This window comes from Xylanibacillus composti, from assembly GCF_018403685.1.
Classification (GTDB): Bacteria; Bacillota; Bacilli; order Paenibacillales; family K13; genus Xylanibacillus; species Xylanibacillus composti.
In genome coordinates this window covers 85,482-101,855 of the sequence record NZ_BOVK01000031.1, presented here as the reverse complement: position 1 = coordinate 101,855, position 16,374 = coordinate 85,482, and the positions used below count along the sequence as shown (strand labels likewise).

The following is a 16,374-nucleotide window of genomic DNA, read 5'->3' as shown; positions in this document are numbered from 1 at the left end:
GTGAGCGAATATGGCGGAAATGAAGAGGCAAATGAGTTTGAACTGCTTTTTGTTCGGCATGGGGCACCATGAAGCGGCATGGCGGTTTCGGGATGCCGATCCGCAGCAAATGATGGATATCAAGTATTTTCAAAGGTTGGCCCAAATCGCAGAGGAGGCCAAATTCGACTCTGTCTTCCTTGCAGACGGTTTGTCCGGAGGGAAATCCTTCTCGAACTTCTTCGAGCCGCTTACCTTTCTTTCCTCGATTGCGTCAGTCACGAAGCATATCGGCTTGATCGGCACGGTCTCGACCACATACACAGAACCTTATAACCTGGCTCGCTATTTCGCATCATTGGACTATATCAGCAAAGGCAGAGCCGGCTGGAATATCGTAACAACCGGCAGTGAAGATGCCGCATATAATTTCAACAAGAATTCACACTTGGAACATGTCAAGCGCTATGAACGCGCCAATGAGTTCTTGGAAGTGACGACGGCGCTGTGGGACAGCTGGGAGGACGAGGCGCTGACCTTCGACAAATCGTCTGGCGACTTTGCGGACAGCAGCAAAATTCGGGAGATTCATCACGTAGGTCCAGCTTTCCAAGTGAAAGGCCCGCTGAATATCCCGAGGTCGCCTCAAGGGTACCCTGTTCTGGTGCAAGCTGGCTCTTCGCCGAGCGGGAGAGAATTTGGCGCCCGGTTTGCGGAAGTGATCTATACGATGCAATCGAACATCGAGGAAGCCAGACAGTTCTATAAGGATGTCAAAGCAAGACTGTTGAAATACGGGCGGTCTGGCGACCAGATGAAAATATTGCCGGGTGTTGCCGTGATCCTGGGTGAAACCGAATCGGAAGCCAGAGAGAAGGAGCAGGAGCTCAATGCGCTGATTAATCCGGAAATCGGATTGCGCAGACTATCCGCTTTGACGGGTGTAGATATGTTCTCGTATCCGTTGGACGGACCGATGCCGGAATTGCCGGATGCGGAGCAAATTAATGGGCAGCGGACCAAGTATAAGATATTCGTGGACTTGGCCAAGCGCGAAAACCTGACGATCCGGCAGTTGCTTCACCGCACTGCTGCCGGGCGCGGTGACTTTACTATCGTGGGAACTGCCGCACAGGTTGCGGATCAGTTGGAAGAGTGGTTTCTCACCAGAGCTTGTGACGGATTCAATATTATGCCGCCGTACTTCCCGGGTGGTCTGGAAGAATTCTCGCAAAAAGTAATCCCGGAACTGCAGCGGAGAGGATTGTTCCGCACCGAGTATACTGGAAGCACGCTTCGCGAGAACCTGGGATTGTCAAGACCGGTTAATCAGTTCGCGGCGGCCGTTGCTGAACGTTAATGAACTGCCTGGAACGACTAAGAGGGGGAGGCACGCCTCGAGGTGAATAGAATTGAAGCGAAAAGCCGGCAGATGCCGGCTTTTCATGATGGTTGCTGCAGCAGAGGCTCGATCAGGAAGGCAATGCGGAACCGGAGGCTTTCATCAGCGGCTGTCAACTCTCTCTCCAGAATTTGAGCGCACTTGTCCAAACGGTAGATCACGGTATTGCGGTGTACAAACAACCGCGAAGCCGTTTCCGCAATGCGGCAATTTTGATCGTAATACACTTTCAGCGTTAGCAGCAGGTCTGTCCGTTCCTTTTCCTCCAAATGCGCAAAGGGCTGTACCGTATGCTTGTAGAAGGCTTTCAAATAATTGATATCCATGAATCGAAACAGGTCAACGAGCTCCCGGTTGTTATTCAGTTGGACGAAGCGTTCTTTTCCGCACCGATAACCGAATTCCAATGCCTCCAGGGCTTCCTTGTAAGACAGGGGCAGATCCAGCAAATGATCGACGGGCTTTCCGACCCCGAAGGAAATTGGGAGCTGCTGCTGGTGAAAAGCGCGCTCCGATACGTCTGAGAGCAATTCCTCCAACCATGGACCTTTGTTCGAAGTCGGAAGCAGCAATACGACCGCGTCGTTTTTTACAAAACGGATGCAATCCTGCCCCTTATCCAGCAATGCAGGCTTCACGTATTCGTAGAGTTGATCGATTATCCTCTCCTTCGTTTCTTGTTCGCTGATTGTGAGCGCATATGGATTGGACGTGCCGAAAGAGTCAATCTTGGCGACGATGGTCTGGTATTTGCTGTCATTGACGAGGCCGTAACGACTCCCCCGGTGCATAATGTTTTGTTCAGAAGCAATATAACCTTCGACGACATCTGCAAAAAACTCATTTTTGTAGCGCCTCGACCTTTCTTTTACCGCCTGTCTCTTCAAAATCTCAAATTGAATCACGTTTATGGCTTGCTCGATAGCCAAGTGCGAGAGATTTCTTCCGTCATCGGTTTCGCCAAAAACGACGAGAAATCCGCTCGGTTGATACGAATGAATGGCATACACTGTCAGTGTCCTTCGCCAATCTGCGCGGTCGTGCAACAGGCACAGCCGGGTAGCAGGGGAAGTGAGGGGGAGTTCCCTGAGTATTTGCTGCACGTTTGCCAGCACGGGGGCGAACGAAGCGTAATCGATATTATTGGAGAGTGCTAGTGAATCAAAATGGTGATCAAACAGCGCAATGGAATGTTCCAAAACAGCGGCAAGAGCATTAATGATTTCGGGCAGTCCCTGTCCCTGGATGACCATGCTCGAAAAATGCTGATGACAATCGAGCGCATATTTCATTTCGTCTGTTTTTTGCTCCAGTATAAACCCGATCGCTTTGTTGGATATTTCACCTAGTGTAAGGCCTGGAGGGGGTTCGATGATCGGGAAGTTCAGCCGTTCTGCCACAGTAAGCAATTGCTGAGGGTGCTCGGGAAGGAATCTTCTTGAGCTGATCATGAGTCCCGCGCAGCCTCTCTCTTGCATATCGTTGACAAGCATGATCAACTGCTCGGGGTCGTCTTTCATCACATACGCGTTCGTAAGCAGCAGCTCGTCCTTTTTGAGATAGCGGATCATATCCGGCGTGTCCATGATATTCACGGATTGGATGGAGCGGTGCAGTCCGGATTTCCCTGCCAATACGGTGGAAGGCGGAAATGAGAGTTTGTGAAGCAAATCTGCCAGCTGCATGATATCATCTCCGAATGTCATTATATCTAACGCAAATAGTGTATCATGATCGAATTATAGCTGCAATAACTAATAAAACCGTTGCGTTCTGTACGGTTTGACTAATGAATTGTTAGGTATTATGCCTTATGATGTAACTATCGATAAGGGTTTTCTAGAATGAGATCAAGACAACATAAGGAGCTGATACTATGTCTTCCGTGGTAATCCTTTCCGGCAGTCCGACAGCTAATTCAAGATTGAACGCTTTTATTCAAGCAAGTTGCGAGAAGCTTGCATACTCAGGAATTGAGGTAAAGACTGTGCACATTGCCGAGCTGCCCGCAAAGGACTTGGTTCGCGCGGATTTTCAGAGCGAGGCGATTCAGGAGAAGGTGAACTGGGTGAAGGAAGCGCAAGCGGTACTGATAGCCAGTCAAGTTTACCAGGCGTCATATACAGGTGTGTTGAAGCTGTTTCTCGATATGCTTCCGCAAAAAGGCCTGCACAATAAAATCGTACTGCCCCTCTTTGTCGGAGGGTCGATGGCGCATTTGCTGGCAATGGATTATGCGTTGAAACCAGTCATTTCCGCACTCTCCGGCAGGCATATCCTTGCCGGAGTATATGGCGTGGACAAAATGATCGCGCGCGTGGATGACGGTTTTGAGATGGACGATGAATTGCATCAAAGATTGCAGCAAGCGCTGGATGAACTTCTATTCGAAATGCGCTGGAGAGAGGCCGCAGCAGAGAAACAAGCCTAGAGCGGATGAAGAACAGATGAGAAAAGAACAAGCTGTCCTATACGTATTATGCTCTGCAGGAATGATCGCGACCTTGTCCCAGCTTGTTTTTTTGCCGAGTGTTGCAGCGATCAGGGAGGAGCTGTCTGCTACGACCTTCGAAGTATCCATGGCGATTGCCCTGTATTCCTTCGCGTTGGCGGTAGCACAGCTTTTCTACGGTCCGATGGTGGATAGATGGAAGCCGAAAACTATTCTTTTGGTCGGCCTTTCCGTCTTTACCCTCTCCAGTCTCGGGATATTCTTCTCGATGAGCATCGAGGCGATTATCGCATTTCGCATCGTGCAAGCTCTCGGCGCAGCCTCGGTCGGAGTGTGCGGGAATGCAATTATTACCGAAATGTTCAGCGGCGTGGAGAGAGACAAGTCGATCTCAGTTTTTCAGATGTTTCATAGTATTGGCGCAGCAGTGGGGCCCGCTGTAGGCGCAACGGTTGAGCTTGTCGGCAGCTGGCGCTATTCGTTTCTCATCTTGACCGGGTGCATCTTCCTTGTGATCCTTGTACTCGCCAGCGCTTTGCCGGAAGGACGGATGGTCAGCACCTTTTCATTCAAGGGGGCTATTCGCCTTTTGCATAGGCCGAATCTGGTTTACCTTTGTTTATCCGCTGCCGGCACTTCGTTCGTCATCCAGAGCTTCCATACGAGCTTGGGTTTTTTGTTCGCTGATCATTTGCATATTGAAGCGAGCTGGACGGGCTATGTATTTATGACTATTCCGCTTGGCGTTGCAACGGGTTCGACTATTAGCCGCAAGCTGTTGCAGGTATGGAGCAGGGAGAAAATTGTTAAGCTTGGCTTGATTGCCCTTACTGTGTTTTCCGGCACGTTCGTGGGACTTGTTTACAGCTTTTCGGGCGTGCATGTCGTTGCTGCGCTCGTCCCCAACCTTTATCTTGTCGGCATTTCGCTCGGCATTATATTCTCGGTTGTCACTGCCATATTGGTCAATTGGTTCGTTGATTTAAGAGGGACTGCGCTTTCGATGTTATTTTTCTCTCGTCATTTATTTGGGACGATTGGGCCGCTGTCTACCGGTTTTGTTATTGGACTCGGGAACGTTCCGCTCGCATATCTCCTCATTTTTCTCGTGGCCGTTTCCGCGTGGCCCTTATTCAATGCAGGGGTTCGCGCTGAGAGGCGGGGGAAGGCATAAAGGGGGAGGCGCGATCCAGCATTGCCTTTGTCATGTCGCCTGATGGCCTCCACTTTGCCGTGCGGTGTCCAAGAATGCCTGAACTCCTTTGGACAACCAACGGTCCTTGCGGTAACAGGCATAGATGGCCCGGTCCTGTGTGGGAGGCGGCAGAGGAGAACAGGCAAGTATGCCTCTGTCGACCTCTTCCTTGACCGCCTGCTGCGAGATGAAGGAAATGCTGTCTCCCAGCAGCAAGGCTCGTTTGATCGCCTCCAATGAATCCAATTCCATGCTGGGGCGAAGATTAAGCTGATGCGCAGCTGCCCACTGCATGGTCATCTGACGGGTAGTGGAGTGAGCTTCGTGGTAAATAAAGGGCTGGTAGGCGATCGCTGATACATCGATATGCTTCAGCTGGGCGAAAGGGTGTGCGGCGGAATACACAAGGACGAGATCGTCGGCGCCCAAATATATCGTATGCAGCTCACTGTCCTCAAAGGGCAGCGAAGACAAAAATCCAATGTCAATCTGATGATCGTGCAATTGCTGACGGATCACCGGTGCCGGCTTGATGTGCATTTTTACCGTAACCCCCGGGTAAACGTGGCTAAAGCTGCTAATCATCCCGGGAAGCAGATAGGTACCGGGAACATAACTCGCTCCGATTGTCAATGTCCCTCTATCCATCTCCCTATACTCCTGCAAGACACGATCGGCTTCCCTGTTAAGCGCCTGAATGCCTGTTGCATAATGCAGCAGTGCCTTGCCTGCCTCAGTGAGCACCATCATGCCCCCTCTGGATTCGAATAAACGAACGCCGTAATGCTCCTCCAGACTTTTCATATGAAAAGACACGGTCGGTTGCTTCATTCCCAACGCCTCCGCTGCCGCAGATACCTTCCTGTGCTTGGCTAGCATGATAACAATCTCCAGCTTGTTCAGGTTCATGTGACGCCCTCCCCGTAGTTTCTACCCTTATTCTCTCACTAGTATAGAAAAGTTCTATGGAAATGAATATAGATTAACAAAATATTTAACAAAGGGATGACGCAAGCTTAACACCGCGATAAAGCTAGTCCCGTACACTAGGATCATCTTCGAAGAAGAAAGGATTTTGGCATGGAGTTGATCTTGAACCAGTTATCCAAGTCGTACGAAGGGACAACGGCGGTCCATCCAACAGACCTGCAAGTCCGTTCCGGCCAATTCACGACCTTGCTCGGTCCGTCAGGCTGTGGCAAGACGACCCTGCTGCGCATGATCGCAGGCCTCACACCCCCCGATTCGGGACAGCTGTATTTGGATGAAGCGTGTATGTTTGACGCGGAATCAGGAGTGAATAAGCCGGTTCACAAGCGCAAGCTCGGCATGGTGTTCCAGGATTTTGCCCTGTGGCCGCACTTGACCGTCTTTGAGAATGTTGCATTCGGCCTGAGAGCTGCCAAGGCGACGAATCGCTTGCGGGAAAAGGTCATGAGCGCGATTGCCGCTGTTCGTCTGCAGGGGCTTGAGCAGCGTTACCCGGGCCAATTGTCTGGCGGACAGCAGCAGCGGGTAGCCTTCGCGAGGGCGATTGCCGTAGAGCCCAGGCTGATTTTATTCGATGAACCGCTAAGTGCGCTTGACGCGCTGCTGCGGGAAGAAATGCGGGCGGAGCTGCAGCAGCTGGTGAAAGAACGCGGCCTGACCGCCATCTATGTGACCCATGATCAGCTTGAGGCTATGTCCATGTCCGATCACATTATTGTCATGCAAGCTGGCAAGGTGCTGCAGGACGGCACGCCGGAAGAGATCTACCACCGACCAGCGCATCCTTTCGCCGCCCGATTCATCGGCAAGTCCAACTGGATTGAACCGGATGAGGTGATGATTCGGCCCGAGCATCTGCGGTGGGAGCCGACTTCATCGGGGGATGTAAGCTGGAATGTCATGGTTCGAAATGTCAGCTATCAGGGAGAGCGTTACGAAATTACAGTGGAGCTGGAGGATGGCAGCCAATGGACGGCTTACCACCAAGATCGGCTTCGAGAAGGCGAGCGGCTGCGGTTGTTCGCATCATCCCGACATGTGCATGTTGTCGGAACCAATCCCTATTCCCATCCCAAGGAGGAAGTGATGTCATGGAAATTTTGAACAGGAAGCAAGGAGCAAGCAAGCTGCTAGTGGCGGCCATTGTGTTGATTCTGGCACTGACCGCTTGCGGCGGGAACCAGAGCGGAGGCGGCATCGCCACAGGAACAGACAATGCCGGCAATCAGCCGCAGACAGCAGCGCAAGATCAAGAAGGGGCGCAAGAAATGGCGGCAAGCGGCAGCAAGCTCGTCGTTTATACGGCAGGTCCTGGAGGCGTGGCGGAAGCGATCAAGGAAGGATTCGAAGCGAAAACCGGCATCACCATTGAGCAGTTCGACGGCACGACGGGCAAGATCCTGGCGAGACTGGAAGCAGAGAAGAATAATCCGGTGGCGGATGTGGTCATACTCGCATCCTGGCCGTCGGGCATTGCAATGAAGGAGCAGGGCCTGACGCAAAGCTATGCAGGAGCGGCGAACAGCGACAATCTGTATCCGACCTGGATCGATGCGGACAAGCACCTGTTCGGTTACAGCGCTTCGGCACTAGGCATGACATATAATACCAAGCTGGTCGACAATCCGCCTTCTGATTGGGCTGACTTCGCAGGTGCCGACTGGCAGGGGGCTGTCAACATTCCAGATCCTTCGCTGTCCGGTTCGGCGTTGGACTTCATCTCCGGGTATTTGAATGAAAGAGGGGACGAAGGCTGGGAACTGTTCCAAGCGCTGAAGAATAATGGCGTGGCGCTGGCAGGAGCCAATAAGGAGGCGCTTGATCCGGTGATTACAGGTGCGAAGAGCGCGGTCATGGCTGGCGTGGACTATATGGCATACAGCGAGATTGCCAAGGGGGAGCCGATTGAGATTGCCTATCCAATAAGCGGCACTGTCATCAACCCGCGTCCCTCAATGATCTTGAAGGATGCGCAAAACGTGGAGAACGCACAGAAGTTCATCGATTACCTGTTGTCCGATGAGGCACAGGAAATGGTGGCAAACGCCTACTTGCTGCCCGGGCGCTCGGACGTGCCTGCCCATCAGGATCGCACCCAGGTGGATGAAATCAAGCTGCTGGATTATGACTGGAACTGGATGACAGAGCAAGGACCAGCGATTACAACGGAATTCCTGGATCTGTTCAAATAATGCTCTCGAAATTTATACCCGCTGCGTGGGGCAGGATTCTGGCGCTGGCGTTGCTGTCGGTCCTGATCGTCCTGCCCTTGCTTTTCATCCTGATGGAGAGCGTGCGTCCGCACGGCCAGTGGGATTGGCTGGCCCCGCTGGAAGTCATCCGCCATGCGGGTTTGCGGGAGGTGCTCCTGAATTCGGTCTGGCTGGGGTTGCTGGTTGTGCTTGGCGCTACACTGCTTGCGCTGCCGGCCGCATTGCTGACGGCCAAGACAAGCATCGGCAAGCATCGATGGCTGGATATTGTGTTTATTATTCCGTTCATGACGCCGCCGTATATCGGTTCGATGGGCTGGATTCTATTCATGGAGCGCAGAGGGTTTCTGGAGCAGCTGTGGCCGGGAGCGGCAAGCATCACTCCGCATTTCTTCAGCCTGTTCGGCATGACGGCGATCATGAGCCTGCATTTGTATCCATTTCTCTACTTAATATTGCGCAATGCGCTGCGCCGCATCGGGGCCGGCTACGAAGAAGCAGCCGCCATCTACGGGGCAGGGTTCCTGTATCGATTTCGCCGCATTGTAGCGCCGCTGCTGCTCGGCAGCTACGCAATGGGCGCGCTGCTAGTGTTCGTCAAGACAATAGCCGAATTTGGCACCCCGGCCACGTTTGGGCGCAAGATTGGCTATTATGTACTGACCAGCGAGATTCACCGTTACACCTCCAGCTGGCCGCTGGACTTCGGCCGGGCTACTGCGCTGGCATCGGTCCTGCTTGGCACCTGCCTGCTGTTCTGGTATATGCAGCATGTGATTACACGACGCTTCGATTATGCGACTTTGGGCGGAAAAGGGAGCAGACAGTCCTACGTCAAGCTGCGGGGGTGGAAAGCGTTGCTCGCGTGGAGCTATATCGGCTTGCTGCTCGCCACGTCAATCGGAGTCCCGTATTTCTCCATTATTGTTGCCTCACTTCAGAAGCTGAGAGGGGACGGTCTAAGTGCGGGCAATTTTACGCTTGACCATTATAAGAGGCTGCTATCGTGGAATTCGCCTGGATTAGAGGCGCTGTTGAACAGCATCGGGCTGGCTTGCCTGGCAGCAACAGTGGCAGTGATTCTCGGCACATTCCTTTCGCTCCAGATCAAGAAAGCCAGCCGTTTCACTGAACGGGCAACGGATGTGTTCAGCTTGCTGCCGAATACGGTTCCAGGCATTGTAACGGTAGTCGGATTGATCTTGTTCTGGAACGCGCCGTGGATGCCCATTCCGCTTTACAATACGTACGGAATGGTGGTGCTGACCTACGTGGTGCTGTTCTTGCCGTACACGGTGCAATATGTCAAATCGGGCTTCAGGCAGATTGACGGCTCCCTGACCATGGCAGGGCGCGTATTTAATGGTACGCCCTGGTACATCTTTCGACGAATCATCCTGCCGCTGCTCATACCCGGCATGCTGGCAGGATGGATGATGACCTTCACGATATCGATCCGCGAGCTGGTGGCGTCCTTGCTAATTTTGCCGCCTTCGATGCGGGTATCCGCAACATACATCTTTGCTCAGTTTGAGCAAGGGGAGGTAGCGATGGGCATGGCGATGGCGGTCATTTCCGTCGGCATCACGACAGTAGTGCTCGCCATCATGAATCATCTGGGAGCAGGCAGAAAGGAGTAGCGATGCTGCGAATTGAAGTGTGGGGCGGAGCGGGGGAGCATGGCCGATCCTGCTATTATATTGAATCGGGGGATCAAGCTATTCTGCTTGACTGCGGAGGCAAGAAGCAGGCAAGGGAGATGTACCCGAAGCTGAATCCTGAGAAGGTGCGTAAACTGAACGCCGTGTTTCTGTCTCACGCCCATGAGGATCATTGTGCCGGACTGCCCTTGCTATATAAACATGGGTATGCAGGAGAAGTATGGATGACCAGACCGACCAGCCGCCAGCTTGCGGACTTTCTATCCAGTTGGGGACAATATGCTGCACAGCAAACGGAGGGCGAACTGGCAGACAGAGACACCTATGACCGGCAGGCGAAGAAGATCAACAAGCGGTTGCTGGAGAAGGCAGGAGGACCGGGGGATTGGATTCAAATCCAACCCGAACTGAAGGTTGTATATGGGGCAAGCGGGCACTTGGCAGGCGCTGTCTGGCTGCTCATTCAACTGGGGGAGCATCTTCTCTTTTACTCAGGAGATTATGGCGGAGAATCGCGACTGCTGTCAGCTACCCTGCCTGTATTGCACGGATTGCCGCCTATTGATCTGGCCATAATCGATGCCGCGTACAGCGACGATGAGAAGATGCAAGAGACCTGCGCTGCACAGATCATTGAGATGTGCAGGCAGACAATCGCACAAGGAGGCAAGGTTTGGCTGCCGGTCCCGATGCATGGCAGAGGACATGAATTGGCACATCTGTTGATGGAAGCCTTCGAATCAGATTGGCTTCCCTTCTACTGTGACGAAAAGCTTGCAGCGGCTTTTGCCGATCTGATCATGGACACATCTTGGTTCCATGCAGAGAGCTACGCACAGCTCGAAGCCTCTTGGAAGGCGAGGATGCGGGTATTGGACAGAGAGTCCCTGCAGCAATCGCTCGCCTCGGAAGAGCCTGCCATCTACTTGTTGACCGATCCGATGCTGCAGAAGCCTGCGACGGAAGCTTGCGTCCAAGCCTTTAAGCGCCATGCTGCAGGTGCGATCATTTGGACTGGACATGTGTATCCAGGAACGAAGGCAGCGGAATTGCTGAACATGGAGATGCCTATTCAACTTGTTCAGTGCAGATTCAAGGTGCATCAGGGAATGCCGGATGTGAAGCGAATGTTGGATCACTTGAAGCCGAAACGCTCGTTGCTCGTGCATGCGGATCATGCAAGTATCGGTCGCTTACAGCGCAAGCTAGAAGCTGAAGGCTGGCGCCAACTCTATTCGCTTCACCAGGGAGACAGTTTGGAAATAGAATAAGTCGAATGGACTGCGGAAACATAGGTTTCTGCGGTCTTTTTTACTATGAAAAAGTACGGATCAGGATATTTATAACATGCGCATAAGATTGTGGTAATCGAGAGGAGGCACTATGATATAATAGTCAAAATAATTAGCGTCTATAAAGTCATCCATGCATTTCATCAAATTGGATGGACACCTTAGGGCTATCGAGATGCTTACCCCCAAAAAATGTTGTTTGGGAAATGGATCTTTCATCGTATCGATGTATACAGCTAGTCAGGGATATTGTCTGGGCCGCAGTGGCCGTGTTGAAGTTCGATACCGCGAAGATGGTGATATCCGAATAGGCGGTCATGCAGTAACGTGTATAGAAGGTACTGTTTCACTATAAGCGTGCAGATGTGTAGTAGAAGAGCGGACCAGTCTACATGAATCCGCTCGAGCAAGTATTACTTTATAACAGTCCGTTTTTCCAATAACATCTGGCCATCTTGGATGGAAAAGGTATAATGAATTTCCCGTTCGTCACCGCCGTAATCATCGACACCCGTTAAGTGGAGTGTGGCGGACGATTCCGAATAATCGGAAATCTCGATATTGCTGGAAGGCCAGCGTTCATTATAACTGAACCAATGTCCATCTTTTACGAAGTAACTTTGATCCTCCTGGCTGTATTGGTAGATCTCATGGAGCAAAAGGCCTACTTCCTCAGAGCCATAAACCTGGGATAAGTGTTCTGCAACAAGTTCCCGCTCATCTTCCGTAATCTCAGATGCTTTGCTTCTTAGCGTATTGATTTCGAATTCATAAATATCAGCCAGCCACTGCAGTTGTTCGGATTCACTTCCATGCAAGATTGATGATGACATGGCTGGAACGGGAATCTGGTTCAAGGCTTCCTTCATAGCGATCGTATCATCTGGAACGTCACCATTGCAGCCGGTCCCGCTTATGCCGAATAAGATAAGCAAAACAGTGATCAGTAGTTTCTTCAATGAATCCACCTTCTCTTTTTTGAATAGACTAGATTTTCCGACTATGAAAGTGTATGCCTACGTAGGAATGGATGCATATCATTTACTTATATGTTATTTATATTATATGATTTGTAGTAAAGGTACAATGGAAGAACTATTTTTTGGTTAGGCAAGCGAATTGGAATTGGAGGGGATCTGCCCTGCGTTCGCGAGTTGGAGTGGTTAGGGAAATTACCAGATATCCTGTTAAATCGTTTGCTGGCGAAAGTATGGAGAGCTGTCCCTTGCACGCTTACGGATTGTACGGCGACCGATACTGTGCTTTCTACGATGAAACCAAGCAAGGGTGGGCGAGCTTCATTACGGCTAGGGATATCCCCGAAATGCTGGGTTATCAAGCCAAGCTTGTCGATGGAGTGGTGAATGTCACGGCACCGAATGGAGAACGCTTCAGCTGGAATGATGAACTGCTCCAAGAAATACAGAAAAAGAGCCGGAGAAAAATCTCCATGTCGGGTTATCAGGCGCCGCATCCAACGCGTTCTAATCTAATGTCCGTTGACCAAGCCAGCATTCTGGTCATTACGGATTCCTCATTGCGCCATCTTGAGAGGATATGGGGGAAAAAGGTGGATAGACGACGCTTTCGGGCCAATTTGCTGCTGTCCCTGGATGGAAAGCATAACGAGAGAGACTGGATAGGAAAACATCTACTTTTCGGGGATGCGGTATTGGAAGTCCAAGCCTCTTGTGAGCGTTGCTCGCTCATTACCATTGATCCAGATACGTGCGAGAGCGATTTTACCTTGCTTGGCACAGTATATGAAGAATTAGACCTGAGCTTCGGTGTCTATGCCCGAGTCCGAAAGACTGGACATATACAAGTTGGTCAGACTGTCTACGTAACGGACTGATCGTTCAGTAAGTTCTTGAGCAGCTCCGGGTATTGTGTGAAATAAATAATAAAAGGCGATGAACAGATATGGATAACAACAGGAGATCCGTGGCCATCATGATAGGCTTGCTTTTGGTCATAGTATTGATCATCAATCAGAACTTCAAGCTAAGAAGCGAAATGGAAGCAATGCATAATCGGCTTTCCAACTTGGAATCTAATGTGAATCAAGCCATCAACCATGCTAGCTACACCTTGATCAACCAAGTAGAGAATGTGGTCAACGAGCAACAAAGTATGGTAACGAATTATAAGTCGATGTATAAAGCAGTACATACACAAACCAAGACGCTTCAATCCTTAGTAGCGTTCACACTGAAACAGGCGGATGAACATGCGTCTGTTTTTCTGCGAGCCTCTATACCGGACAACTCTGTGTCGAATGAATATGAGTGCGCCACTTCTAATGGACTAGACTATTCGTGCGAAGTCGAGTTAGCCTACACAGACAATTATGTTTTGGATATGTATCAAAGATCGGATGACGGAAGCTACAAAAAGCTGAACACCTCTTCCTATCCCCATCATGCTAAAAGTGACATGGATAACAGAATCCATGTAACGTCATCGGGTACAGGCACCAATAAAGAAAGTACAGATTATACCTTCACCATTCGGAATAAGACGTTTGGCGAACCTGATTTGAAGATGAAAAGTGTGGTAGTGAAAGCTTTCTACGAGGGTGAGGAAGTTGTTTCGAAGGATGTGACTGGCCACAATATCGCCAATGCCGAAGCTAGGGACAGAATCAATCTCATGATAGCGTCTGGCGAGATGGACCCTGCAGCCGTTCCTGAAGTAAAGTATGGCGACATTGCCGCAGACGAGCACGGAGACGAATACGGGAATTATATGGTAAGCGTCTTTCATGCGGAAACCGGTGCTCCTGTGGAGCACGACGATTTTCCAGAATATCTATTCAAGGTGATTGTTACATTGCATAACGGCGAGGTATTTGAATTTTAAGATCGCCCAGAAGGTATGAATCTTAAGGAGATTTTTTTATGCCGTTCACGTTTGCGCATCCCGTTTATATAGCACCGCTTAAGTATGTTAGTCCCAAATATGTGAGTTTGACCGGATTAATTCTCGGAAGCATGGCGCCTGATTTTGAATATTTTCTCATGCTTGAGCCATACCGCAGTATGGGGCATTCTTTGGCCGGTCTATTCCTGCAGGCCATTCCTCTCAGCCTAGTATTGGCATTCCTCTTTCACTATGTCGTGAAAGAATCTATGGCGAAGCACTTGCCATCGACCTTTCAGCTCGATCAACGAGCATACAGCCTGTTAGGGAAGTGGCAGCTTAGAAGTCTCCGGGATTGGCTAATCTTCATCAGTTCTGTGATGATCGGCTTTCTCTCCCATGTCACCCTGGACTCGTTCACTCATGCTCATGGGTATGGGGTCATGCAGTATTCATGGTTGCGGGAAATCGTCATTCTCAACTACCCCTTCTACAAGCTCCTGCAGCACAGCTTGTCTATATTGGGACTATGTCTGACTTTCGTATGGATCGGATATCGGCTCTTCCGGAGCGAGCCGGACCTGAAATTCAGGTTGCCCATGAACGTGAGCGGGAAGAGGAAACTTTTATACTGGACATTCGTTTTGCTCACGTCGATTGCGGTCACGATTGTGAAATTAGCGGGCACAACAAGCAGCAATCTTACCGGAATTATCGTAGTTGCTCCGATTTCGGGGGCAGTTCTGGGATTGATTCTCGTATCTCTTGCTACAAAGACAGTAAGGCGGCAAACAATTTGAATACCGTCGCATAAAGGATATTCATAGTTTTAAGAGATGTCTACGCAAAGATACTCGTTCATCATGACATGTATCATCAGAAACAAGCGGAGCGTGTAACATCAACCCCGATCATTGAGGACTTTGCCATTGAAAGTGATTATCCAAAGCTGCAGGAAATAGAACAGAGGTGCGCCACGGCACAAGGGATAGAGCGAACCATGCATCGAATTATCTGGGTAGCCGAGAAACAGTGGAACAATTCATTGCAACAGAACGATTTAAGAAAAATTTAATATTTGTCCCCATTTCTTTTTAAACAGTATTCCTTACTCTATAGGTACTCAAGGTTGCAGGAGGAAGCTGTGATGAAGAAATGGTTTTTTTTATTTGTTCTACTTTTCATATTTGGCTATGGTTTTACGCAATTTCTGCTAGAAGACAAGAACGAGACACTGCCGGAGATCGATTATCAAGTGGAAGCTGTGGTGGCCGAAGAGAACGAAATTCCGATCCCGGTAACAATCGATCACATTTACCAAGGCAATTTATTATTGGTCAATAAGGATTATCCTGTTCCACCCGGGGCTGTAGAGAAGAACGAGGCTGTCACACTGGCTCATCATCGGGAATGGGTGAACGGGTTCGTGTTGCTGGATAATGATATCCGGCTGACGCCATATTTGTTGCAAACATTTTCAACGATGGTGGAGGCAGCAAATCAAGATGGAGTCAATCATTTGATGCTTAGCAGCGGTTACCGGGACGAGGAGGAGCAGAGCGAGCTGTACAGGAAGATGGGCCCAGCATACGCATTGAAGGCGGGCCATAGCGAGCACAATTTGGGCTTGTCGTTGGATATCGGCTCCACACAAGGAGAAATGGAATATGCGGCTGAAGGCAAGTGGTTGAAAGCGAACTCCTGGAAGTACGGCTATATTTTACGTTATCCAGAGGACAAGACGGCCATCACAGGTATTCAATATGAGCCATGGCATTTTCGTTATGTGGGAATGCCGCACAGCGCTATTATGTATGAGCGAAACTTTGTTCTGGAAGAGTATTTGGATTTTTTGAAGGAACAGAAGTCTATAGTGGCTACGATTGACGAGCTAGTTTACGAGATCTCTTACTATCCAATCTCTCAAACCACTGCAATCCATGTGCCTGCCAGTGGCCGGTATGAAATTTCAGGCAACAATATGGATGGTGTGATTGTAACGGTGTCCCGCAATCGGGACGAACAAATAGACAATGAGGCTGCAGCGGAGAGGAACAGTTGAGGAGAGGGGGAATTTTGTTCGCCATGGACTTGCATAAGATCGAGATTTTGCGGCAGTATGAGATATACTGTTATCAAATTTGCCATTATTTATTGCAGTGTGAGTCGCATGCTTCCCGGGCAGCGAGGGCGGCATTGTTGAACATCGCTGCCGACCACTGCTTTTTCACTGACTCTGACGAAGTACGGAAGGAGAAAGTCCGCCGGACAAGCATCCGAGCGTCGCTCTTGAGGTATGGAGAATTTGATACAATATAGGAGTATTTA

At 50.3% G+C, this 16,374-nt stretch carries 14 protein-coding genes; 11 read left to right on the top strand and 3 right to left on the bottom strand.

The annotated features are described in order from the left end of the window. Window positions 1–10 precede the first annotated feature (10 nt). Window positions 11–1,339 carry an LLM class flavin-dependent oxidoreductase gene (locus tag XYCOK13_RS12395; protein WP_213412468.1) on the top strand — a complete coding sequence of 443 codons (1,329 nt, stop codon included), beginning with the start codon at window positions 11–13 and terminating at the stop codon, window positions 1,337–1,339. Between the two features lie 83 nt (window positions 1,340–1,422). Here XYCOK13_RS12395 and XYCOK13_RS12390 read toward each other — a convergent pair whose 3' ends face one another. After that, on the bottom strand, window positions 1,423–3,066 hold the full coding sequence (locus tag XYCOK13_RS12390) for a PucR family transcriptional regulator (protein ID WP_213412467.1): 1,644 nt from the start codon (window positions 3,064–3,066) through the stop codon (window positions 1,423–1,425). A gap of 191 nt (window positions 3,067–3,257) precedes the next feature. On the opposite strand from XYCOK13_RS12390, the gene ssuE reads away from it, so the two are divergent. Both ssuE and XYCOK13_RS12380 read left to right on the top strand, forming a co-directional pair. Beyond that, on the top strand, window positions 3,258–3,812 hold the full coding sequence (gene ssuE / locus XYCOK13_RS12385; protein WP_213412466.1) for an NADPH-dependent FMN reductase: 555 nt from the start codon (window positions 3,258–3,260) through the stop codon (window positions 3,810–3,812). Between the two features lie 16 nt (window positions 3,813–3,828). Further along, window positions 3,829–5,007 carry an MFS transporter gene (locus XYCOK13_RS12380; RefSeq protein ID WP_213412465.1) on the top strand — a complete coding sequence of 393 codons (1,179 nt, stop codon included), beginning with the start codon at window positions 3,829–3,831 and terminating at the stop codon, window positions 5,005–5,007. 30 nt (window positions 5,008–5,037) lie between these two features. Here the strand turns inward: XYCOK13_RS12380 and XYCOK13_RS12375 are convergent, their stop codons facing one another. After that, on the bottom strand, window positions 5,038–5,937 hold the full coding sequence (locus XYCOK13_RS12375; RefSeq protein ID WP_213412464.1) for a LysR substrate-binding domain-containing protein: 900 nt from the start codon (window positions 5,935–5,937) through the stop codon (window positions 5,038–5,040). Between the two features lie 171 nt (window positions 5,938–6,108). Here XYCOK13_RS12375 and XYCOK13_RS12370 point away from each other — a divergent pair, with 171 nt between their 5' ends. Genes XYCOK13_RS12370 through XYCOK13_RS12355 form a run of 4 tightly spaced genes read left to right on the top strand, consistent with a single transcriptional unit; the run spans window position 6,109 to window position 11,163 of the window. Continuing rightward, entirely contained in the window at window positions 6,109–7,122 is a 1,014-nt protein-coding gene (locus tag XYCOK13_RS12370) for an ABC transporter ATP-binding protein (RefSeq protein ID WP_213412463.1), read from the top strand. Beyond that, entirely contained in the window at window positions 7,110–8,210 is a 1,101-nt protein-coding gene (locus tag XYCOK13_RS12365) for an ABC transporter substrate-binding protein (RefSeq protein WP_213412462.1), read from the top strand. The genes XYCOK13_RS12370 and XYCOK13_RS12365 overlap by 13 nt, the downstream gene beginning before the upstream one ends. After that, window positions 8,210–9,871: an ABC transporter permease gene (locus XYCOK13_RS12360; protein ID WP_213412461.1), complete on the top strand. Its 1,662-nt coding sequence runs from the start codon at window positions 8,210–8,212 to the stop codon at window positions 9,869–9,871. Before XYCOK13_RS12365 ends, XYCOK13_RS12360 begins: the two co-directional genes overlap by 1 nt. Before the next feature lie 2 nt (window positions 9,872–9,873). Beyond that, window positions 9,874–11,163, top strand: a complete 1,290-nt coding sequence (locus XYCOK13_RS12355) for an MBL fold metallo-hydrolase (RefSeq protein WP_213412460.1) — start codon at window positions 9,874–9,876, stop codon at window positions 11,161–11,163. A 434-nt stretch (window positions 11,164–11,597) separates the two neighbouring features. On the opposite strand, the gene XYCOK13_RS12350 is transcribed toward XYCOK13_RS12355, so the two are convergent. Beyond that, a complete protein-coding gene (locus XYCOK13_RS12350; protein WP_213412459.1) occupies window positions 11,598–12,143 on the bottom strand; it encodes a hypothetical protein in 546 nt (181 codons plus the stop codon). A 200-nt stretch (window positions 12,144–12,343) separates the two neighbouring features. Between XYCOK13_RS12350 and XYCOK13_RS12345 the strand changes: the two genes are divergently transcribed. The 4 genes from XYCOK13_RS12345 (at window position 12,344) to XYCOK13_RS12330 (ending at window position 16,108) form a co-directional block, all read left to right on the top strand. After that, on the top strand, window positions 12,344–13,039 hold the full coding sequence (locus XYCOK13_RS12345; protein ID WP_244865132.1) for an MOSC domain-containing protein: 696 nt from the start codon (window positions 12,344–12,346) through the stop codon (window positions 13,037–13,039). A gap of 89 nt (window positions 13,040–13,128) precedes the next feature. Next, on the top strand, window positions 13,129–14,046 hold the full coding sequence (locus XYCOK13_RS12340) for a hypothetical protein (RefSeq protein WP_213412458.1): 918 nt from the start codon (window positions 13,129–13,131) through the stop codon (window positions 14,044–14,046). A 38-nt stretch (window positions 14,047–14,084) separates the two neighbouring features. Further along, window positions 14,085–14,846: a DUF4184 family protein gene (locus tag XYCOK13_RS12335; RefSeq protein WP_213412457.1), complete on the top strand. Its 762-nt coding sequence runs from the start codon at window positions 14,085–14,087 to the stop codon at window positions 14,844–14,846. Between the two features lie 347 nt (window positions 14,847–15,193). Then, window positions 15,194–16,108 (top strand): M15 family metallopeptidase, encoded by a 915-nt coding sequence (locus tag XYCOK13_RS12330; protein ID WP_213412456.1) that lies wholly within the window; start codon window positions 15,194–15,196, stop codon window positions 16,106–16,108. Window positions 16,109–16,374 lie beyond the last annotated feature (266 nt).